The sequence below is a fragment of the Candidatus Dormiibacterota bacterium genome (assembly GCA_035635555.1).
Lineage (GTDB): Bacteria > Acidobacteriota > Polarisedimenticolia > Gp22-AA2 > Gp22-AA2 > Gp22-AA3.
The window spans coordinates 1-20,912 of the sequence record DASQAT010000033.1 but is presented as its reverse complement, the minus strand read 5'-3'; the positions used below and the strand labels follow the sequence as shown (position 1 = coordinate 20,912).

Genomic DNA, 20,912 nt, shown 5'->3' with positions numbered 1-20,912 from the left:
TTCCCCATGGAATCGCTGCTCCCGCAGCTCGCGGCCTACACCCTCGACTGGCGCGATCTGCTCGACATCGTCCTGATGACTGTGCTGATCTACCAGCTCGGGCTGCTCCTGAAGGGGACGAGGGCCCAGCAGACGCTCCTCGGCGTCCTGCTCGTCGTCATCGCCTACGGGATCACCGCCCCGGAGCGTCCGCTGTACCTGCGCACCTTCCACCGCGTGCTGGGGCAGGTGCTGTTCTACGCCCCGTTCGCCATCATCATCCTGTTCCAGACCACGATCAGGCGCGCCCTGGCCCGGCTCGGCCGGACCTCCCTCCTACGCCTGGGCTACCACGAGATGACCGAGAAGATGCTGGACGACATCGTGCACGCCGCCACGTCGCTCGCCGTGCGGCCGACCGGCGCCCTGATCGTGATCGAGCGCGAGCAGGCGCTCCCGGACCAGATCGAGTCCGGAATCCAGATCGACGCCGCCATCTCCTACGATCTCCTGATGAACATCTTCACGCCGGGCTCGCCGATGCACGACGGGGCGGTCGTCATCGGGGAGGGGCGTGTCAAGGCCGCCTCGTGTTTCCTGCCGGTGACCACCGACCCGCGTCTGTCGCGCGAGTACGGCTCGCGGCACCGGGCCGCCATCGGTCTGACCGAGGAGTACGACAGCGTGGTGATCGTGATCTCGGAGGAGCGCGGCACGATCTCGGCCGCCGTGGAGGGGCGTCTGGCGGGCCCGCTCGACGCCGCCTCGCTCCTGCTGTTCCTGCGCACGCATCTCGGAGGGCGGGCGGCGCGGCGGGACGCCCGCGGGCCCGCGGAGAAGACGCACGCGGCTTAGACCGGAGATCGACAAGACGATGCGGCTCAACCTGCGACACAACCTCTCGCTCAAGGTCTTCTCCCTGATCCTGGCGGTCGTCTGCTGGTACGTGGTGCGCGGCGAGGAGGAGAGGGTGAAAGACTTCGCAGTGCCGCTCGAATACACCAACCTGCCGTCGTCCCTCGATCTGTCGGGACCGATCATCAGCAGCGTCGCGGTGCGTCTGCGCGCCCCGGAACCGGTCCTCCGGACGATCACGGAGGACCGGCTGTCGGCGCGCATCGATCTGTCGCGCGCCCCCCTGGGAGAGCAGTACATCCAGCTCACGCCCGCGATGATCGGCATCCCGGGCGGAGCCCGGGTGGACCAGGTCAACCCCGACCTCGTCAAGGTGCGGATCGACCGGAAGGTCAGGCGCGACGTGCCGGTGGTCGCCGAGTTTTCCGGCTCACCCCCCGCGGGGTACGAGAAGACCCGACACGTCATCGACCCGGCCGTGGTGACGATCGAGGGACCGGCGAACGAGGTGGCGAACGTTCCGCGCGCGCTCACCGGCACCATCCTCCTCGATGGCGAAACCGCCGACTACGAGGTCGACGCGACGCCGATCCCCGACGCTCCCTCCTGGAGCCGCGTGCGGGTCGTATCGCCCCAGGGACCGGTTCGCGTGCGCGTGACGATCGCCCGCGCCGGGGCGCCCGCCCGGCGCGGGGCTGCGGCGCCTGGGAAGCAGCCACGCCGGTTCGGCATCGGCCGGGGATGAGGTCCATCGCATGAAGCGGCTGTTCGGGACCGACGGCATACGCGGCGTCGCGGGGACGTTCCCCCTGGACGAGGCGACGGTCGTGCGAATCGGCAAGGCCCTCGTAAACTCGCTGCACGCCGCGGCCGGCGGCTCGCCGCGTGTCGTCATCGGCCGCGACACGCGCGAGTCGGGCCCGGTCCTCGAGGCGGCGCTGGCGCGCGGCATCGTGGCCGCGGGCGGCCGGGTGGATCTCGGCGGCGTTCTGACCACGCCGGCCGTCGCCTGCGTCACCCGTCTGGCCGGCTATGACGCCGGCCTCGTCGTCTCCGCCTCGCACAACCCGTACCGCGACAACGGCATCAAGGTCTTCTCGCGCGGGGGGGAGAAGCTCTCCGATGACCTGGAGGCGGCGATCGAGAGACTCGTTCTCGATGGACCGGAAGCGCCGGGCGGACTCCGTCCCGCATCCTCCGCCTTCTCGCTGGGCCCCTCCGAGATCGCCGAGCGCTATCTGGGATGGCTCTTGACGGCCGCCGGTCCCGGCGCTCCATTGCGCGGGTTCACGATCGTCCTCGACTGCGCCAACGGCGCCGCCACGGCACTCGCGCCCGAGCTGTACCGGCGCGCCGGCGCCGCGGTGGTGTCGATCCACGATCGGCCCGACGGTCGCAACATCAACGAGGGATGCGGAGCGCTGCACACCGAGGCTCTCGCGGCGGAGGTCCTCGCGCGCAAGGCGGACCTCGGCCTGGCGTTCGACGGCGACGCCGACCGTTGCCTCGTCGTGGACGCGACCGGACGTCTTTTGGACGGCGACTACGTCCTGTACCTGACGGCGCGCGATCGGAAGGCCGCCGGCCGGCTGCGCGGCGAGGCCGTTGTCGGCACGGTGATGAGCAACCTGTGGCTCGACCGTGCCCTGCAGTCGGAAGGGATCCGCCTGCTGCGCGCTCCCGTGGGAGACAAGTACGTCCTCGAGGAGATGCAGAAGGGGGGCTATGTGCTCGGGGGGGAGCCCTCCGGGCACATCATCTTCCTGGAGAACGCCACGACCGGCGACGGTCTCCTGACCGGCCTGCTCGTCCTCGACCTCGTGCGCCGGACCGGGCTCGATCTCGCCGCCTGGGCCGCGACCATCCGTCCTTGTCCTCAAGTGATCCTGAACGTGCCGGTGCGCGAGCGTCCCGCCCTCGACTCGCACCCGACCATCGGCCCGGCGATCAGGGACGAGGAACGGCGCCTCGGCCGTGACGGCCGTCTCCTGGTGCGCTACTCGGGGACCGAGCCGAAGGCGCGCATCATGGTCGAGGGGGAGCCGCGCCAGGCCGTCGAGCGTGCGGCGGCGCGGCTGAGGACGATCATCCAGAAGGAGATCGGACAGGAAACTTCGTGACCTCCAAGGAGACCCGATGGAACCGGTGAGACTCGGAATCAACGTCGATCACATCGCGACCCTCCGCGAGGCGCGCCGCGGGCGCGAGCCGGACCCCGTCGCGGCCGCCGTCCTGGCGGAAATGGCCGGGGCCGACGGCATCACGGTGCACCTGCGCGGCGACCGCCGCCACATCCAGGACCGGGACGTCGAGCTCCTGCGCAAGGTGATCGCGACCCGGCTGAACCTGGAGGCGGCCGCGACACCGCAGATGGTCACCGCCGCATCGACCTACAAGCCCGACACCGTGACCCTCGTGCCGGAGCGCCGGGAGGAGATCACGACGGAAGGGGGGCTCGACGTCCTCCTCAACCAGAACCTGGTGCGCAAGACGGCGCAGGACCTGCGCGCCGCCGGCATTCCGGTCTCGGTGTTCGTCGATCCCGACTACGACCAGATCAAGGCCATCTCCAAGCTCGAGATCGGGCTCATCGAGATCAATACGGCCAAGTACTCCGAGGCGACGAAGCCGGCGCAGGTGGCCGTGGAGGCGGACACGGTCGCGCAGTGCGCCCGCGCCGCCGCCAAGCTGGGGCTCAGGGTCCTCGCCGGTCACGGCCTGAACTACAGGAACGTCCGCCGCATCGTCGAGATCCCGGAGATCGAGGAGGTCAACATCGGCCACTCGATCGTCGCCCGCGCCGCCCTCGTCGGGATGGAGCGGGCCGTGCGCGAGATGCTGGAGCTGATGCGACGATGAAGCGCCATCCCGCCTACGACCCTCCCGAGTACGTCGGCTTCAAGCCGGACCGGGAGGTGATGGCGGAGTACCGCAAAACCCTGACGCGCGACCCGTGGCGCGCCCGGTTCGTCAAGAAGCTCGACGGCCAGGCGTTGCTGCGCCTGTACGAGGGGATGGTCCGCTTCCGGCTGCACGACATCGCCTTGAAGCGCTGGGTGCGTCAGGGGGTTCTCTCGAAGGCCTGGCTCGGGACCGGCGAGGAAGCGGTCACCGTCGGGGCCGCGCACGCCCTCGGGAAAGGGGACGTCGTCGGCCCGATGATCAGGAACGCCGGAGCCTGCTGCGCGATGGGGATGCCGGTCGCGCAGATGCTCAAGGCGTACCTGGGGACCGGCGATCAGATCACGCGGGGCCGCGACCTGCACACGGGCGACCCGGCCCTGGGCGTCCTGCCTCCGACCAGCCTGATGGGAAGCTTCGTGCCGGTCTTCACGGGGATCGGCCTCGCCTTCAAGCAGCGGGGCGAGAAACGTCTCGGCCTCACCTGGCTGGGGGACGGCGCCAGCCGGACCGGCGCGTTCCACGAGGGGCTCAACCTCGCCGCCGTGCTCCGGGTTCCGGTGATCTTCGTGGTGCAGAACAACCAGGTGGCGCTGGGAACGGCCGTCGACAAGCACAGCCGCGGCCCCCTGGAGGAGCTGGCGGGAGCCTATGGCATCGACGGGGTGACCTGCGAGGGGAACAACGTCCTGGACGTGTGCGCGGCCACGGACCTTCTGGCGCGTCGCTGCCGCAAGGGGGAGGGGCCGTTCCTCCTCATCGCCAGGACCTTCCGGATGGGGGGACACGCGACGCACGACGAGGCCGAGGCGCGCGCCCTGTTCACGAAGGAACAGTTTCGTTATTGGGGTCTTCGGGATCCCATCGGGACGTACGAGACCTATCTTCTGGAGGACGCCCCGGCTCTCGACGGCCGGGTCCGGAAGGGCGCATCGGCCCGGCGCGAGGCCAACGCGCGCATCCTGCAGGAGACCGAGGCCCGGGTGGTTTCGGAGGTCGAGGCGGCCGAGCAGGAGGCGCTCGAGAGCCGCAGGACCCGCATGCCGGAGCCGGAGGACGCGGTGCTGGGCGTCTACGCGCCGGCCGCCGACACCGGGGGGCCCCGGGCCGCGCGTCCGGCTCGCGCCGCGGGCGCCCGGCGCGTATCATAGGCGGGAGGTGAGCCTGATGCGGACGAAGACGGTCGAGCAGACCCAGGCCAGGCGCGACTCCGGCCTTCAGGAGCTCGGCGAGATCGGCCTCTCCCGGGACGATCTGATTGGCTTCTACCGCACCATGGTCCTGTCGCGGCGGATCGACGACAAGGAGATCCAGCTCAAACGCCAGAACCGGATCTTCTTCCAGATCAGCGGGGCGGGTCACGAGGCGGTCCTCACCGCCGCCGGGCGCCTCCTGAAGCCCGGGCACGACTGGTTCTACCCCTATTACCGCGACCGGGCCCTCTGCCTGCAGCTCGGCGTCACCCCCCGCGAGATGTTTCTCGAAGCCGTCGGATCGTCGGAGGACCCGGCGAGCGGCGGGCGGCAGATGCCGAGCCACTGGGGAAGCGCCCGCCTGCGCATCGTCTCGCAATCGAGCCCGACCGGGACGCAATTCCTGCAGGCGGTCGGTTGCGCCGAGGCCGAGAGGCGGCTCGACCCGGCCGCCCGGGGCGTGGTGTATGTCTCCGGCGGAGACGGTGCCGTGAGCGAGGGGGAGTTCTGGGAATCGATCAACGCCGCCTGCCTGTCCAAGGCCCCCGTCCTGTACCTGATCACCGACAACGCCTACGCCATCTCCGTGCCTGTCGAAGTGCAGACGGCCGGCGGCAGCATCTCTCCGCTCGTGCGCTCCTTTCCGGGTCTTCTGGTCGAGGAGGTCGACGGCTGCGATCCGATCGCCTCGCACGTCGCTCTCAGGCGCGTCATCGACAGGCTGCGATCCCCCGACGGCGGCCCGGCGCTCGTCCACGCCCACACCATCCGGCCCTATTCCCACTCGCTGTCGGACGAGGAAAAACTGTACAAGACCGAGGCCGAGCGCGAGGAGGAGGCGCGTCGCGACCCGATCCCGGCCTTCGGACGCTTCCTGGTCAAGAACCGAGTGGCGGACGAAGCGTTCCTGCAGGCCGTGCGCGAGGAGATCGACCGGGAGGTGGACGAGGCGGCGCAATCGGCGCTCGCGGCGCCGAAGCCGGATCCCGCCACCGTCACGCTGCACGTCTACTCCGAGGAGGTCGACCCGACCTCCGAGCGCTTCGAGGGGAAGGCGGTCCTCACGGGCGAGCCGCGCACCATGGTCGACCTTCTCAACGATTGTCTGCGCGACGAGATGGAGCGGAACGACAAGGTCGTCGTGTTCGGCGAGGACGTGGCCGACTGCAGCCGCGCGGAGCATCTCTCGAAGGTGAAGGGGAAGGGGGGCGTGTTCAAGGTCACCCACAACCTGCAGCGCCGCTTCGGGGGGGACCGGGTCTTCAACACGCCGCTCGCCGAGGCGGCCATCGTCGGCCGCGCCATCGGCATGGCGACGCGCGGTCTGAAGCCGGTCGTCGAGATCCAGTTCTTCGACTACTTCTGGCCGGCCATGATGCAGGTGCGCAACGAGCTGGCGCTCCTGCGCTGGCGCTCGAACGGCGCCTTCTCCTGCCCGCTGGTGATCCGCGTGCCGGTCGGCGGCTATCTCCAGGGCGGCGCCATCTACCACAGCCAGTCGGGGGCGTCCCTGCTCACGGCGATCCCCGGCCTGCGCGTGGTCCTGCCGTCGAACGCCCTCGACGCCAACGGCCTGCTGCGCACCGCCATCCGCTGCGACGACCCGGTGCTGTTCCTCGAGCACAAGCACCTGTACCGCCAGGTCTACAACAAGAGCCCGTACCCCGGTCCGGATCACTCGATTCCGTTCGGCCGGGCCCGGATCGCGCGCGACGGGACCGACCTGACGGTCGTGACCTACGGCGCCCTGGTCGAGCGGTCGCTGCGGGCCGCGAAGGCCGTGGCGGCGCTCGGCATCGAGGCGGAGATCCTCGATCTGCGTTCGCTCAACCCGTTCGACTGGGAGACGGTGGCGGCCTCCGTCGGGAAGACCGGGAAGGTCGTGGTCGCCTACGAGGACCCGGTCTCGTTCGGCTACGGGGCGGAAATCGCGGCCCTCATCGCGGACCGCCTCTTTGAGTTCCTCGACGCCCCGGTGCGCCGCGTCGCCGCGCTCGATACCTTCGTCGCCTACGAGCCGGGGCTGGAGGACCGGACCCTGCCCCAGGTCGACGATCTCGTCCGCGCCATGAAAGAGGTGAGCGCGTACTGATGCGTTTCCCGCGACACGGCACGACCCGCACGGTCGGCGCCGTTCTCCTCCCGGCGTGTCTCTTCGGAGCCCTCCTCCTTCCCGGGCGCGTCTACGCGATCTCCGCGGCGGACGCCCGCACGACTTCGTTCAAGCTGCAGAGCGACGGGATGCGGCTCTACAAGGAGGGAAAGATCAAGGACGCGATCGAGGCGTTCCAGCAGGTCGTCAGCATCAACCTCAACTCGTTCATGGCCTACTACTATCTCGGGCTGTCCCTCTCGGCGGACCGGCGCTACGGCGAGGCGATCGAGCCGCTCAAGATCGCCCTCGACCTGCAGCCGGACTACGTGCAGGCGCACCTGGCGCTCGGCGACGCCTGTCTGAAGCAGGGGGACACGTCCGAGGCCCGCGCCGAGTACCTGCGCGCTCTCGAGCTGCAGCCGGGCTATGCCCCCGCGTTCGACGGCCTGGGCCGTCTGTTCGAGGTGATCGGCCAGGACGACCAGGCCGAGCAGCAGTACCGGAAGTCCCTCGAGATCAACGTGGCCTTCGCCGACGCCTACACCCACCTCGGCGACCTGTACCTGCGCAGGAATCGTCCCGAAGACGCCATCGAGCTGTTTCTCAAGGCGATCTCGGTCAAGCCGGACTTCTCGAGCGCCTATACGCGCCTCGGCATCGCCTACGCGAAGGAGCAGACGTACAACGACGCGATCGCCGCCATCCGCAAGGCCCAGACGCTGTCGCCGCAGGACCCCGAGCCCTACGTCTCCCTGGCGCGCATCTACCTAGACCTGCAATCGTTCCAGCGCGCCGAAGCGGAGATCCAGGCGGCCCTGGCGCAGGACAACAACAGCCCCGGCGCGCACATCATGCTGTCGGACCTGAAGCGCGCGCAGCAGGACTTCGGCGCGGGCATCGAGGTGCTGCAGGGTCTCTACGAGCGCGGCATCGAGGACATCCTGATGCGCCGCGCCGTGTCCGAAGCCCTGAAGCGCGCCCGAAGCGATGCCGCCCGCTACGCCGAGCTGAAGGCGGCCACCGACCGGCCGCAGCCCGGCGCGCAGGCCGCCGTCGATCTGGCCCGGTTCATCTCGAGCCGGGGGGCGCACAAGGCCGCGGCCGACCTCCTGCTCGGGGCCGCGGCCGCCCTGGACGTGGCACCGGCGAGGACGCCGGCGGCGCCCCCCGCGGCCGGACCGGCGCAGGCCCTCCCCGCCTCGGACCCGGCGCGGATCCGCTTCGAGGCCGGCCTGGAATTCATGGCGGCGCGCCTGTTCGGGCAGGCGGCCGATCTGTTCGAGGTCCTGGCCGGAGGACGTTCGTCCCCCGACGCGGCCCCCCCGGGCGAGACACCGGCAGCCGCGCCAGAGCCCGGGCTGCGCTCCGCCGCCCTGTTCAATCTCGGCGTGGCGCGCGGCGCGCTTCGCCTGGATGATCAGGCGGCCCAGGCCTTCACGTCGTATCTCGCGGATTCGCCGAACGAGGCGCGCGCCTACCTGTACCTCGGCAACGCCTGCCTGCGTCTCGGAAAGAAGGCGGAGGCACGCGCCGCCTACGGCTCGTTCGTCGACCGCGCCGCTCCCGGTCCGGACGTCGTAAGGGTGCAGGCGATCCTGAAGGATCTCGACCGGGCGCCCGCGGGGCCGGCCGCGGGGGGCACGCCATGACGCGCACCCAAAACGGCGGCCCGCGCCCGTCGCACGCGCGCGCCCTGGTCCTCGCCCTGCTCCTGGCGGGAGGGATCGGCGGTGCCGGAGGCCAGGAGCCCGCTCCTTCCCCCGCCCCCCCGCCCCAGGCGCCGGAGCCGGAAGTCGCCGTCCCGGGCGGCGACGCGAGCGCCATCCCGAAGCCGCCGCAGGTCAGGACACGCAAGGGGTTCGCCATCCGGATCACGAACCCGGCGCACAACGATTTCCGCTTCGGCCGCTCGGAGATCAACGCCGAGGTGAGCGCCGCCGACCCCGCGCTCGTGGACAAGGTGGAGTTCTACGTCGACGACCGCCTCGTGTTCATCGACACCGAGGCCCCCTACCAGTGCTTCTTCGACTTCGGCACCGAGCCGCGCTCGTGGGTCATCCGCGCCACCGCGTGGCACAAGGAGGGCGTGACCGTGTCGGACACGGTCATCCTGAAGCGGGTCGTCCTCAACTACGCCGTGCAGGTCAACCGGGTCGTCATGTACGCCACCGCCTACAGCAACAAGGGGGAGCGGCACTACGCGCTCGATCTCCAGAAGGAGGACCTCGTTCTCGAAGAGGACGGCGTGAAGCAGAAGATCGTCGACTTCTACGTCGAGAACCGGCCCGTCACGCTGGCGGTCATCCTCGACAGCAGCGGCAGCATGCAGCCGGCGATGGACAAGGTGCACAACGCCGCCAGCCGGTTCGTGGACTCGCTGGCGCTCGAGGACAAGGCGCTGGTGATCGATTTCGACGAGAAGGTCTATCTTCTGCAGGACCTGACGAACGACAAGGATCAGCTGCGCCGCGCGATCACCAGCACCAACGCCCTCGGCGGCACCGCCCTGTACGACGCGCTGTACGCCTCGTTCCGCAGGCTGCGGGGGATCGAAGGGCGCAAGGCGATCATCCTTTTGACCGACGGCGACGACACGTCGAGCAAGTTCTCCTTCAAGCGGGTCCTCGACGAGGCGAAGATCTCCGACATCATCATCTTCCCCATCGGCCTGGGAACGACCGTCCTCGACATAGATTTGAGGAGGATCCTCAAGACGCTGGCCGAGGAGACCGGCGGCCGGGCCTCGTTCCCGTCGAAGGTCGAGGACCTGGAAGCGGTCTACAAGGACATTTCAGAGGAGCTGAAGAGCCAGTACTACATCACCTACGAGCCCAGCAACACGGTGTGGGACGGCCGCTGGCGCAAGATCAAGATGTACGGCGCCCCGGGGAAGGACCTCGACGTCCGCACGCGGAGCGGCTACTACGCCGTCAGGAAGGCTGCGAAGTAGGTGCGGGGGAAGGAGCGGGCAGCGGCTCTTCGCGCGGCAGCCTCTCCTGAGGCCGCTCCTTCGTGTTCAACGGGTAATCGACGAGAGACAGGACCAGGCTCAGCCCGGTCGCAGGGGACACTTCGATCGACTTGAGATCGATCGGCACGTAACCGGGCGAGAACACCAGCACGCGATAGCGACCCGGCGGGACGGCGGGGATCGCGAACGACCCGTTGACTCCGGAAAAAGTCTGATAGGTCCCCTTCCCCTCCAGCGGCACGAGGGTCACCGAGACCTCGGGCACCGGGCGCTTCTGCGCGTCCAGGAATGTTCCGCGCACCGGGACCTGCTTCGCGGCGCCGTCCGTGGCCAGGGCACCGTCCGGCGCGGTCGCCCCGGCCCCTTCGGCCCTCTTCCGGACGTCCGCCGCGAGACCGGCCAGGGGATTCGGCTTCTCCTTCGACTGCGGGCCGACCTGGAAGTCGACGATGTTGCGGAAGGGCGGCTTGACCTCGATCTTCCCTTTCTTGCGGGCGTCCTCGTTTTCGACCTGGATCTCGATGTCGTAGGTGCCGGCGGGAAGATCCTTGAAGACGTACTGTCCTTTGTCGTCCGTCCCGGTGACGCGCAGCTGGCTGTCGTCGCCGCGCGACGACAGCTGGACCATCCACCCCGCCAGCGGCTGCTTCTTCGTGTCGAAGACCGTCCCCATGATGGTGCCGAAGACGCTCCTTATGGTCCTGCCTTCCGGCGCGGGGGTATCCTGGGGCGTGGGCGACGGGGATGGACGGGGATCGTCGGCGCACACTCCGACACCGGACGACAGAAGAACCGCCGCCAGGAACAGGGCGGGGGCCAGGCTCATACCTCTCCATCCGACTGTCATGGTGCAACGATTATAGGCGAAGATCTTCATCATGAAGTTCGCCGCCGACTGCATGCTCGGGACCCTAGCCAAGTGGCTCATCCTCCTCGGTCACGACGTCGCCTACAGCCCGCGGATCGAAGACCACGCGCTCGTGCGGCTGGCCCGGCGCGAGGGACGCACCATCCTGACACGCGACCGCCGTCTCGTGCTGCGCCGGGATGCCAGGGACCACATCCTGATCGAGAGCCAGGTGCTGCGCGAGCAGATCCGCCAAGTGCTGGTCGAGCGCCGGCTCCGCATCAGAAAAGATACCCTTTTCCGGCGCTGTATCAAGTGCAACCGTCGCACCCGCGCCGTCGCGAAGTCGTCCGTCAGGGACGAAGTGCCGTCCTACGTCTACAGGACGCAGCGCCGCTTCACGCGCTGTCCCGGCTGCGGCCAGGTGTTCTGGAGGGCGACGCACGTGAGCCGGATGCTCCTCGACCTCAAGGAGCGGCTCGGCCGCCCGGTTTGACAACCCGTCGGCCCGCGGGCTAGCATGACCCGCTTCAACAAAGGCGCGCGGCGGCCTCGTTGGGCGGTTAGCTCAGCGGGAGAGCACCTGCCTTACAAGCAGGGGGTCACTGGTTCGAATCCAGTATCGCCCACCATCCTCTTCCCGCCCATTTTCCTGGATTTACAGCGGTTCGGAAGGACGTGAGGAGCCGCTCCCCTTCTCCGTTATGCACGTTGTGCGCGATACCGAGGGGCGCCGGGTACCTCCGAAGGAGCCGCCGCATCCCTACTTCAGGAAGACCCGGAACTCTCGCTGAGAGCTCTTGAATCGAACTTCGAAATGCTCCAGGAAGCCGGCGTGACCAAGCAACGGAAGAGGGAGCGCGTTCATACTCGGTGAGAAGACAACCTTGGTGGGCCACGTGTATCTTGCGGCGATCAGATTGAGGCTGACCTCCAGAACGTATCCTGTGAACTGCGTGCCTCCAACGCCGACGTACGGGACCTGCGGCGCGGTTTTCCAATCCAAGCCAAGGACCTCGGCGAGCTGCGTCGGGAAAAAACAATAAGCGGCTCCTGTGTCTACGAGGGCCTTCACGCGTACTCCCCGGCCAGAGCGACTGAGGACCACCTCAATCAGAGGCCACCACAACTCCGTCATTTCTGGGAAGCCTGGAGATGGTTTATGCGGGAGACGGCTGTAGCGGAACTGCTGATCTATGAGAGGCACGTGACGTAGTCGCCGTAATTGTCAACCACGTGCGTGATGAACGGCTCCTCAACGCCGGCCTGCGTGGCCTTCGCATACACTTCAATGGCCGAGGCCCCGGATGCGAGGACTTCGCCGGTTGCCGGATCAATAGCCACCCAGCGGCCGGAGTACTCCCGCGACAGTTGTACGAAATCGACCGGGGTCTCAACCGCTGTGGGCATGGGCGTCTAGGCTCCGCTTCCGGGAAGATACACCCAGGTGGCCTTCCAGACAACTCAGAACATGGGCTCCAGCCTCAGGAAAGTTCTCGCTTGTCGGAGCTCGCCGCTCAGTGGTAGCCGGCTCTCGGGCCAAGTTGCTCAACGCGCCGATCCTTCAGGCTGGCCGCTCGGGCCCTCGAGGCCGTACTGGGCCTGGGGTCGACAATGCCGTCCTCGCGGGGGCGGAAGAAGGCCCTTGTTCCTGAACACCGGCCCCAGTCACGGAGTCTGCTTCACTCTTCTCCTTCCGCAGCGATCTGCCGGCCGCCTTCTTTACGCGCTGTGCAGCTTCCTGCGCCTTCGCTCCCTCGATGACCTCACGCTTGAGAACTTCATTCTGGAGGATGGAGAGCACCTCGTCTTCTTCAACTCGCAAGTCTGGGGAAAGCCGCGACGGCCAGATCGCAGTAGGTGCCGCGGATAGCCATCTCGCTGGTTACCTCGGAGTACTTGTCGAAACCGAACACGCTGGAGAGCATGTCGGCGACAATCAGCGCAGTGTCGGACTCGTTGACGTCGCGGTGTTTGGCCGACTCGAGCACACGCTGGATCTTCAACACTTCCCTGGACAGTCGCTCCTGTGTCTTTTTCGGGATTTGAGCCATCTTGGACTCCTCCGGAACCGAATCTCCTGCGCCCGTGGCGACAAGCCAGGTAATGCCGTAAGCCCAAAAGGAACGAATCGGTGCGCTATTGAGATGACTGTAACACCGGTGAGGCCAGACTGGATCGATGGTCGTTGATCCAATCGGTTCCCACCCGTAGCTGACCCGACACTGTCGTTCCTCGAAATGATGGCGGTTGCCTAAGTTCTTCGCATCTGGTAGATTTCACGCTTCGGCAACCCTCGAGAAGCAAGGGGTCACTGGTTCAATCCAGTATCGCCCACCATTGGCCCCCGGCTCCATGCAAGGGCGCGCCGAGTGTCCCACCCGGGTGCGGGGTCGTAGTTCAGCTGGTTAGAACGCCGGCCTGTCAAGCCGGAGGTCGCGGGTTCGAGCCCCGTCGACCCCGCCAATTTTCTCCAGCGCCATGCAGGATCGAGTCGTCCTGGAACGGTCGCACGACGGAGCGGTCCTGCGCGTCATCCTCGACGCGCCGCCCGGGAACATCCTCGACATCGCGACCCTCTCCGATCTGAACCAGAAACTCGCGTCCGCGGGGAGCGCGCCCGCTCTCAAGGCGATCGTCTTCGAAGGGGCGGGCGCCCACTTCTCCTACGGTGTGAGCATCGAGGAGCACCGCCCCGAGACCGTCGAGGAGATGCTGCGGACCTTCCACGGTCTGTTCAGGACACTCCAGCGGCTCGACCGGGTCCTCATCGCTGTCGTTCGCGGGCGGTGCCTCGGCGGTGGTCTTGAGCTGGCCTCCTTCTGCCACCGCGTCTTCGCGCACCCCAGGGCGCGGCTGGGGCAGCCGGAGATCGACCTAGGAGTCTTCCCTCCCGCGGCGTCGGTCATCCTTCCCCTGCGCTGCGGCCAGGCGGCGGCCGACGAGATCTGCCTGACCGGCCGGACGTATTCCGCCCGGGAGGGGCTGAAGCTGGGGCTCGTCGACGAGGTCGCCGCGGATCCCGGCCGAGCGGCCGGCCGCTGGATCGTGAAGCACATCCTGCCGAAGAGCGCCGCCGCGCTCGCCCGGGCGGTCAAGGCTGTGCGTCTGCGCTACGGTGCGGCCATCGACAGCGACCTGGCGGTCACGGAGAGGATCTATCTCGAGGACCTGATGCGCACCCACGACGCGCGGGAGGGGATCGAGGCGTTCCTCGCGAAGCGGGCGCCGAAGTGGAAGGACCGCTGACCCGGAGCGGTTCCTAGATCACGACGCGCTTGGTGAACTGGAAAACGTCCGGGCGGTTGTAGTGCCCGGTGACGTCGAGGGCCATGCTCTCCCCGGGGATCGTTCCGAGGTCGAGGTCGGCGACGAGGATCTCTTCGCGGTCGAACACCGGTCCCGCCACAAGCGCGCCGTCCGGTCCGATGATGCACGACCCTCCGGCGCACACGAGAGTGTCGGGCTTCCCTTTCATCTCCGGCGGCAGCTCGAGGTCCGCGGGCAGGTCGCGGGCCTCCGTGATCAACCCCGCCGCCAGAACGAAGCAGCGCCCCTCGAAGGCGTAGTGACGGCTCGCGACCTGGTACATGTCGCGAACCGTCGGCCAGTTGGCGACGTGGATCTCCTCGGCCGACTCGTGCATCGCCTGCCGGGCGAGCGGCATCCAGTGCTCCCAGCAGATGAGCGTGCCGACGCGGCCCGCGGAGGTCGCTACCGCCTCGAGCCCGGAGCCGTCCCCCTGCCCCCACACCAGCCGCTCGGCGTGCGTCGGGACGAGCTTGCGATGGCGGCTCAGAAGGGTCCCGTCCGACCCGACGACGAGGTTGGTGTTGTAGAGGGTGCCGTGTCCGGGCCCGGAGACGACGCGCTCGTGCACGCCGATGACCACGACCACTCCCTGCTCGCGCGCCGCGGCCCCCAGCCGGTCCGTGACCGGACCGGGGATGACCGCGCTGTTCTCGACCAGCCGGGCGTACGCCCGCTTGGCCGGGGGGTGATCCCAGAAGGCCGCGCCGGGGCAGAGGTCGAGCCAGGCGGGGTAGCCGGGAAGCCAGGACTCTCCGAACGCAACGAGCCGGGCCCCCTTCCGGGCGGCCTCCTCGATCAGGCGGACCGCCTTCTCCACCGACCGGTCCAGATCAAGAAAGACAGGGGCCGCCTGGGCGATGGCCACCCTCACTTTTCGTTCCGCCATGTGAATCCCCCGCGAATGGACCGCATGATGATAAGCCAGCGACAACCGGGTCACCAAGCTGGTTTCGAGGGGACCGCAAATATCCGAGTCACAATATGAAATCCAGTTGATCCGGTGCACCTTTGGGCGTATATCACTAGGCGTCGAGGAGACACCGTGAGTCGATTGAACGCCGAATTGAAGAGACTCCGCAAGGGCGTTGCCGCCGCTTGCGCCATGGTGTCTTCCGCCGCCTGTTGCTGCTGTTGTTGTTGTCGGCCTACACGGCCGACCGGCGGCAGCGGGCATGGAGGGTCTTTAGAGTAATCGGGACGACGTAGAAGGCCCTCCAGGAAGTTGGAGGAAATCTCAACCCCACTGCCACCGGCAGCGGGGTTTTTTATTTTCCGGGCACTTTTTCCAGGCCGTGGATGCCGGCCGGGACCAGCGAGGAGGACAGGCGTGAACGTGATTCAGACGATGACCGAGATTGACCCGACAGAGATTCAGCGAGTCTCGAACGCGTTCGAGTCGAAGACCCCCCAGGACGTGCTGCGCTGGGGGATCGAGAAGTTCCGGGGCGGCCTCACGCTCGCCTGCTCCTTCGGCGCCGAGGACGTGGCGCTTCTGGACATGGTCGCCCGCATCGACTCGACCGTTCCGGTCTTCTTCCTCGACACGGACTACCTCTTCCCCGAGACCTTCGAGGTGCGCGACCGGATCATCGCGAAGTACGGGGTCCGGCCGGTCGCGGTGAAACCGCTCCTGACCATCGAGGAACAGTCGGCGCTGCACGGGCGGGACCTGTTCGGGCGGCAGCCGGACCTGTGCTGCAAGATCCGCAAGGTCGAGCCGTTGAAGCGGCATCTCGGCGCCTTCCAGGCCTGGATCACCGGCATCCGGCGCGACCAGGCACCGACGCGCGCCAACGCCGGCCTGGTCGAGTGGGACAAGCTGTTCAACCTGGTGAAGCTGAACCCGCTGGCGCGCTTCACGTCGGCCGACGTCTGGGCCTACATCCGCGCCAACGACGTTCCCTACAACGTACTGCACGATCGCAATTACCCGTCCATCGGCTGCTATCCCTGCACGCGTGAGGTCAAGCCGGGCGAAGACGCGCGCGCGGGCCGGTGGGCAAATTTCGCGAAGAAGGAGTGCGGGCTGCACACGGAGGCGGGACCCGGCTCGCCGGTTCCGCAGTCTCCGACGCCGGCGGAGTGATCCGTCGACGGTGCGACAGCGCTCCGGGAGGTCATGATGCCGATCGATGAGGCCGTCAAGACAGCGGCGCCGGCCCGCCGGTTCGCCTCGGCGAAGGACATCGAGGAGTTCGTCTCGGTCCTCGAGGCCTTCGAGCGGGGCGTGATCGGGCCGGACGAGTTCCGCACCTTCCGCCTGACGCGCGGCATCTACGGCCAGCGCCAGGACGACGTGCAGATGATCCGCGTCAAGATCCCGCAGGGGGTCCTGAACGGCGACCAGCTGCGCGCCCTCGCGTCCGTGGCGCGGGAGCACTCGCGCGGCTTCGGGCACGTCACGACGCGCCAGAACGTGCAGTTCCACTTCGTCAAGATGGCGGCCGTCCCGCAGGCGATGGACGCCATGGAGAAGGCCGGACTGACGACGCGCGAGGCGTGCGGCAACACGGTGCGCAACATCACCGCCTGCCCGATGGCGGGGGTGTGCACCGACGAGCCGTTCGACGTCACCCCGTACGGCGAGGCGCTGACCCGCTTCTTCCTGCGCAACCCGATCTGCCAGGCCCTGCCGCGCAAGTTCAAGATCGCTCTCTCCGGCTGCCCGACCGACTGCGCCATGGGCGCCATGCACGACATCGGCGTCATCGCGCGCACCCGCGAGGTGGAGGGACGACGCGAGATCGGATTCAAGGTCGTCATCGGCGGCGGGCTGTCGGTGTCGCCGCAGAACGCCTGGGTGCTGCACGAGTTCCTGCCGCCCGAGAGGCTCCTGCCGGTGTGCGAGGCGATCGTGCGCGTCTTCGACCGCACCGGCAACCGCAAGAACAAGGGGCAGGCGCGGATGAAGTACGCCATCCGCAAGCTCGGGTTCGAGACCTTCAAGGCGGAGATCGAAAAGGAGCTCCAGGCCCTGCCGGCGGCGCGCGACCCGGAGGCCGGCCGGTACGTGGAGGACGCCCGCCCGGCGCGCCCCGGCACCCCTCTGGACCTGCACGCCCGCATCGCCGGGTCGGGGGTCCCCGCCTTCCGCGCCTGGGCCGCGACCAACACGCGGCCGCAGCGGCAGCGCGGCTACTCGATGGCCTTCATCACCCTGCCGCGCGGCGACATCACGGCCGCGCAGTTCGAGGCGATCGCATCTATCGCCGAGACCCACGGGAACGGCAGCGTGCGCACGGCGCAGGACCAGAACATCCTTCTGCGCTGGGTGAAGAGCGAGGAGCTGGCGGCCGTGCACCGGGCGCTCGAGGCGATCGGGCTGGGTCGCGGCGAGGCAGGCCGCCTGCTCGACCCGACCTCCTGCCCGGGGGCCGAGTCGTGCAAGATCGCCGTGACCGGCTCGCGCGAGCTGGCGCTGGCCGTGCAGAGCACGCTGACCGCGGCGGCCGGCAACGGAGGGAAGGACCTGGTCGAGGCCGCCTCTGATCTGCGCGTCAAGATCAGCGGCTGCCCGAACTCCTGCGGACAGCACCACGTCGCCGGCATCGGCTTCCACGGCGCCGCCCGCAATGTGAACGGTCACGCCGTGCCGGCCTACCAGATGTTTCTGGGAGGCGGCGTGGACGGCGACGGGGCCCACTTCGGCCGGCGCTCCGCGAAGATCCCCGCCCGGCGCGTTCCCGAGGCGCTGACCCGTCTTCTCACGCTGTTCCGCGACGAGCGGCAGCCGGCCGAGACCGCGCTCTCCTTCTTCAAGCGCGTCGATCTCGATCGCGTCAACACTGTCCTCGCCGACCTCACGACGTACTCCGAGGCGGACCTCCAGGCCGACGACTTCAAGGACATCGGCTCGGACGCCCCCTTCGAGATGGAGGTCGGCGAAGGAGAGTGCGCAACCTAGTTGCCCCGATCAGAACTCGACCTGGAAGCCGATCTGGAACCGGCGACCGAAGTCGCGCTCGGAGATCACCTGCAGCGCGCCGCCGCGGTCGGGGGACGCCGGCTCGTAGGTGAAGATCCTCAGGTAGTCGCGATTGAGGAGGTTCTGAATATCGAAGAACAGCTTCCAGTTCATCTTCCCGAGGACGAACGCCTTGTCGGCGTGCAGGTTGATGAGTAGAACGGGATCATTGCGCTGATCGTTGCGCCGCGACGGTTCGAAAGCGCGGCCGGGGTTCGTCGCGCTCGGCGTATCGGGCGCATGGCCGTATAGGAAACGGGTCTGCTGGAAGTCGAAATTGTCCAGGTCCGAGAAGAAGCTGATCACGCTGTACGGAAGACCTGAAGTCCATTGCGCCGTGCCGCCCACCTGCCAGTCATGCGGCAGGAAAGTGACGGCGCTAAACTTCACCACGTGCCGCTGGTCGTCCGTCTGGTACCCAAAAGTGTAGGGGACCGTGGCGGGATCGTCCCCCAGCCGCGAATAGAAGGCGTCCGCGAACCCGAGGTTGCGCGAGTAGGTGTACGAGGCGTCCATCTGCCACTTGCGGCTCAGGCGCTTGGTCAGCTGCAGCTCGATGCCGTGGTAGCGGGCCGAATTGATGTTGCTCAGGAAGTAGATCTGGTTGAAGAAGAAGTTGTGGATGTAGAGGTCCGGCTTGTTGTCCTTGACCCGGGCCGCCGAGGTGCCTCCGCCGCCCCCGCTCGACTGCAACAGGCCGCCGATCTCGTCCAGCGGCTGGCCGGTCGTGTCGTCGAAGCGCAGACTGTGGTTGATGTCCCGGTCCTGCAGCTGGTCCCGGTACTTCCTGTTAATGTACGTGAGCTTGATGGAGATCTCGGGCGCCAGCTCGCGCTCGAAGCCGACCGTCAGCTCGTCGGAGAAGGGCGTCTGCAGTCCGCGGTCGACCTGGGTGGCGCTCGGCGGCGCCTTGGAGATCGGGTTGCCGATGCCGTTGTCGGGCACACCGGCCCCCGTCACGCCGTTCTCGTCCGTGATGTAGTAGCGCTGGATCGTGTCGGGCCCCTCCTCGGGGATGACCGTATCCAGGAACAGACGATCGTAGTAGCGGCCCCAGTTGGCGAACACCCTCGTCTTGGAGTCGGCCCACGGATCCCACGACACCGACACGCGCGGCGCCAGATTGTTATTCGTCAGCCGGAAGGCTTCCTGCTCCTGGAAGGTGGCCGCGCCGCGCTCGCGCAGAACCTCGCGGTCGATGACCTCGTCACCCGTCACCGGATCGATCCTGACCGCCTCCGGGAAGAGGTTCTTCAGGCTGGCGGCCGCCAGCGTCGTGGCCGTGTGGTGCTGCGTCAGGCGGGACGGCGCGACCCGGTTCAGGTTGAGCAGGTCCTGGTCGAGCTGGGCGATGCTGTCATAGTTCGGATCGATTCCCAGCGGTCTCCGCGGGTGATCGCACGCGTTCCCCTCGGACCCCCTGTCATAGAAGAGCGGGTCGGCGCAGTAGCCCCAGCTCTGGAGCCCGTCGTCGTTCCCGAGCAGCTTGTCGTCCAGCGCCCGCTCGCCTCCCCCCAGGGCGTTGAGCCGGTCGTAGAGATTCCTCTGGGCGATCGGATCGAACGGCAAATAGCCGAATGAGTCGGTGGCCTCCCGATCGAAGCGCAGCCCCATCCCCAGCGTCAGGTTCGGGAGGGGTTTGAAGGTGTCCACCGCGTATATGCCGAACGAGGTGCTGGTGGCGTTGTTGAACACCTGGTTCTCGGCCGGCAGGATGACGCCGATTCTCGGCTGGATGGTGTTCGCGGTGGGGGGGTTCGCGTGGGGCAGGAGCACCGGTCGCAGGTTGGTGTCCTGGTTGTAGGTCTCCCGCTCCACGACACCGCCGAATTTCATGTCGTGCTGGCCATGCCAGTCGGGAACGAAGACCGTCAGGTCTTCCCTCAGCGTGATCCTCCCCTCGTTCGCCGTGTAGTCGCTGTACCCGCGGACCCCGGGGTACGCTCCGGCGTTCGGACCGCTGGTCCGCAGGGTCTGCTGATCGATCGTGTAGTCGCGGTCCCTCGGGATCGGGGTGAGCTCGTCGTACGGGTAGAACGGATCGGGATCCAGTCTGCTGGGGAAGGAGCGGTCGTCCAGGTTCTGGTTCCCGTTCCGGTCCTCGATGTAGGGATGGATGCTCGCGAAATGAGGATCGAAAGTATCCAGGTGCCCGTTGCCGTTCCTGTCCTCTTCGGGATCGAGTATGCCGTTGTGGTTCAGGTCCTCGTCGATGTAATCGAGCCTGCCGTCCGCGTCCCGATCCTCACCCGGATCGAGCTGGTGGTTGTTGTTGTCGTCCTCCCAGATCAGGTCCACATGGCCGTCGCAATCGACGTCCTCCCGGTGGACGCCCTCGCACCCGGCGCCGGCCGCGGTCAACCGTCCGTCGAGATCCCTGTCTTCACCGGGGCCGAGATGGCGGTCGTGATTGATGTCCTCGAAGATGTCGAAGGCTCCGTCCCGATCGTAGTCCTCGCCCGGGTCGCGCTCGGTCGCGTCGATGAAGCCGTTGTGGTTCCGGTCGATGAACAGAACCCCGTTGTGGTTGGTGTCGGCGTTCAGCGTCGGGATCGTCTGGGGCTGGGTCGCGAAGTGCTGGACCGTGGTCTCGAGGAAGACGTTCGGGTTGAAGACCGCCGTCTCCTTCAGCGTCAGGTTGAGCCCGCCGCGCATTTCGGTGTAACCCGCTTCCACAGCCGTGAAGGAATCGACTCCCAGGTTGCCGTACTCCTGCGGATCCCAGGTCGCCGTGAACTGCAGCTTGTGGTTCGTCGACATGTCCCAGGACAGCTTGCCGAAGACCCTCTTCTCCG

At 67.7% G+C, this 20,912-nt stretch carries 18 protein-coding genes and 2 tRNA genes; 14 read left to right on the top strand and 6 right to left on the bottom strand.

Annotation, left to right across the window (positions count from 1 at the left end; all coding sequences use genetic code 11):
- Positions 1-6: 6 nt before the first annotated feature.
- From cdaA to VEW47_08475, 8 genes are read left to right on the top strand one after another with little or no spacing between them, the layout of a single operon-like run.
- The gene (cdaA, locus tag VEW47_08510; protein HYS05221.1) at positions 7-834 is read left to right on the top strand and encodes a diadenylate cyclase CdaA; all 828 of its coding nucleotides are present in this window, start codon (positions 7-9) and stop codon (positions 832-834) included.
- A 19-nt stretch (positions 835-853) separates the two neighbouring features.
- Positions 854-1,579 (top strand): CdaR family protein, encoded by a 726-nt coding sequence (locus VEW47_08505; protein HYS05220.1) that lies wholly within the window; start codon positions 854-856, stop codon positions 1,577-1,579.
- Positions 1,580-1,589: 10 nt separating this feature from the next.
- The gene (gene glmM / locus VEW47_08500; protein ID HYS05219.1) at positions 1,590-2,954 is read left to right on the top strand and encodes a phosphoglucosamine mutase; all 1,365 of its coding nucleotides are present in this window, start codon (positions 1,590-1,592) and stop codon (positions 2,952-2,954) included.
- Between the two features lie 16 nt (positions 2,955-2,970).
- Positions 2,971-3,693: a pyridoxine 5'-phosphate synthase gene (locus VEW47_08495; GenBank protein ID HYS05218.1), complete on the top strand. Its 723-nt coding sequence runs from the start codon at positions 2,971-2,973 to the stop codon at positions 3,691-3,693.
- On the top strand, positions 3,690-4,886 hold the full coding sequence (locus VEW47_08490; protein ID HYS05217.1) for a thiamine pyrophosphate-dependent dehydrogenase E1 component subunit alpha: 1,197 nt from the start codon (positions 3,690-3,692) through the stop codon (positions 4,884-4,886). The genes VEW47_08495 and VEW47_08490 overlap by 4 nt, the downstream gene beginning before the upstream one ends.
- Before the next feature lie 16 nt (positions 4,887-4,902).
- Positions 4,903-7,020: a thiamine pyrophosphate-dependent enzyme gene (locus VEW47_08485; GenBank protein HYS05216.1), complete on the top strand. Its 2,118-nt coding sequence runs from the start codon at positions 4,903-4,905 to the stop codon at positions 7,018-7,020.
- Positions 7,020-8,672, top strand: coding sequence for a tetratricopeptide repeat protein (locus VEW47_08480; protein HYS05215.1), 1,653 nt, complete (start codon positions 7,020-7,022; stop codon positions 8,670-8,672). Before VEW47_08485 ends, VEW47_08480 begins: the two co-directional genes overlap by 1 nt.
- The gene (locus tag VEW47_08475; GenBank protein ID HYS05214.1) at positions 8,669-9,973 is read left to right on the top strand and encodes a VWA domain-containing protein; all 1,305 of its coding nucleotides are present in this window, start codon (positions 8,669-8,671) and stop codon (positions 9,971-9,973) included. The genes VEW47_08480 and VEW47_08475 overlap by 4 nt, the downstream gene beginning before the upstream one ends.
- Here the strand turns inward: VEW47_08475 and VEW47_08470 are convergent.
- The gene (locus VEW47_08470) at positions 9,954-10,820 is read right to left on the bottom strand and encodes a carboxypeptidase-like regulatory domain-containing protein (GenBank protein ID HYS05213.1); all 867 of its coding nucleotides are present in this window, start codon (positions 10,818-10,820) and stop codon (positions 9,954-9,956) included. The genes VEW47_08475 and VEW47_08470 overlap by 20 nt on opposite strands.
- A gap of 52 nt (positions 10,821-10,872) precedes the next feature.
- Here VEW47_08470 and VEW47_08465 point away from each other — a divergent pair, with 52 nt between their 5' ends.
- Positions 10,873-11,337 carry a Mut7-C RNAse domain-containing protein gene (locus tag VEW47_08465; protein ID HYS05212.1) on the top strand — a complete coding sequence of 155 codons (465 nt, stop codon included), beginning with the start codon at positions 10,873-10,875 and terminating at the stop codon, positions 11,335-11,337.
- Positions 11,338-11,398: 61 nt separating this feature from the next.
- Positions 11,399-11,473, top strand: a tRNA-Val gene (locus tag VEW47_08460).
- A 131-nt stretch (positions 11,474-11,604) separates the two neighbouring features.
- Here the strand turns inward: VEW47_08460 and VEW47_08455 are convergent.
- The 3 genes from VEW47_08455 to VEW47_08445 all read right to left on the bottom strand — a co-directional run bounded on the left by VEW47_08455 (position 11,605) and on the right by VEW47_08445 (position 12,895).
- Positions 11,605-11,916 (bottom strand): retropepsin-like aspartic protease, encoded by a 312-nt coding sequence (locus tag VEW47_08455; protein ID HYS05211.1) that lies wholly within the window; start codon positions 11,914-11,916, stop codon positions 11,605-11,607.
- A gap of 119 nt (positions 11,917-12,035) precedes the next feature.
- A complete protein-coding gene (locus VEW47_08450) occupies positions 12,036-12,251 on the bottom strand; it encodes a DUF5678 domain-containing protein (protein HYS05210.1) in 216 nt (71 codons plus the stop codon).
- Between the two features lie 404 nt (positions 12,252-12,655).
- Positions 12,656-12,895, bottom strand: a complete 240-nt coding sequence (locus tag VEW47_08445) for a hypothetical protein (protein HYS05209.1) — start codon at positions 12,893-12,895, stop codon at positions 12,656-12,658.
- Positions 12,896-13,230: 335 nt separating this feature from the next.
- Between VEW47_08445 and VEW47_08440 the strand changes: the two genes are divergently transcribed.
- Positions 13,231-13,307 (top strand) — tRNA-Asp (locus VEW47_08440).
- A 15-nt stretch (positions 13,308-13,322) separates the two neighbouring features.
- On the top strand, positions 13,323-14,090 hold the full coding sequence (locus tag VEW47_08435; protein HYS05208.1) for an enoyl-CoA hydratase/isomerase family protein: 768 nt from the start codon (positions 13,323-13,325) through the stop codon (positions 14,088-14,090).
- A gap of 13 nt (positions 14,091-14,103) precedes the next feature.
- Here the strand turns inward: VEW47_08435 and VEW47_08430 are convergent, their stop codons facing one another.
- Entirely contained in the window at positions 14,104-15,039 is a 936-nt protein-coding gene (locus VEW47_08430) for a carbon-nitrogen hydrolase family protein (GenBank protein HYS05207.1), read from the bottom strand.
- 459 nt (positions 15,040-15,498) lie between these two features.
- On the opposite strand from VEW47_08430, the gene VEW47_08425 reads away from it, so the two are divergent.
- Positions 15,499-16,239, top strand: coding sequence for a phosphoadenylyl-sulfate reductase (locus VEW47_08425; protein HYS05206.1), 741 nt, complete (start codon positions 15,499-15,501; stop codon positions 16,237-16,239).
- A 36-nt stretch (positions 16,240-16,275) separates the two neighbouring features.
- Entirely contained in the window at positions 16,276-18,057 is a 1,782-nt protein-coding gene (locus tag VEW47_08420; protein HYS05205.1) for a nitrite/sulfite reductase, read from the top strand.
- A 9-nt stretch (positions 18,058-18,066) separates the two neighbouring features.
- On the opposite strand, the gene VEW47_08415 is transcribed toward VEW47_08420, so the two are convergent.
- A partial coding sequence (locus tag VEW47_08415) for a TonB-dependent receptor (protein ID HYS05204.1) occupies positions 18,067-20,912 on the bottom strand: 2,846 nt, incomplete at its 5' end.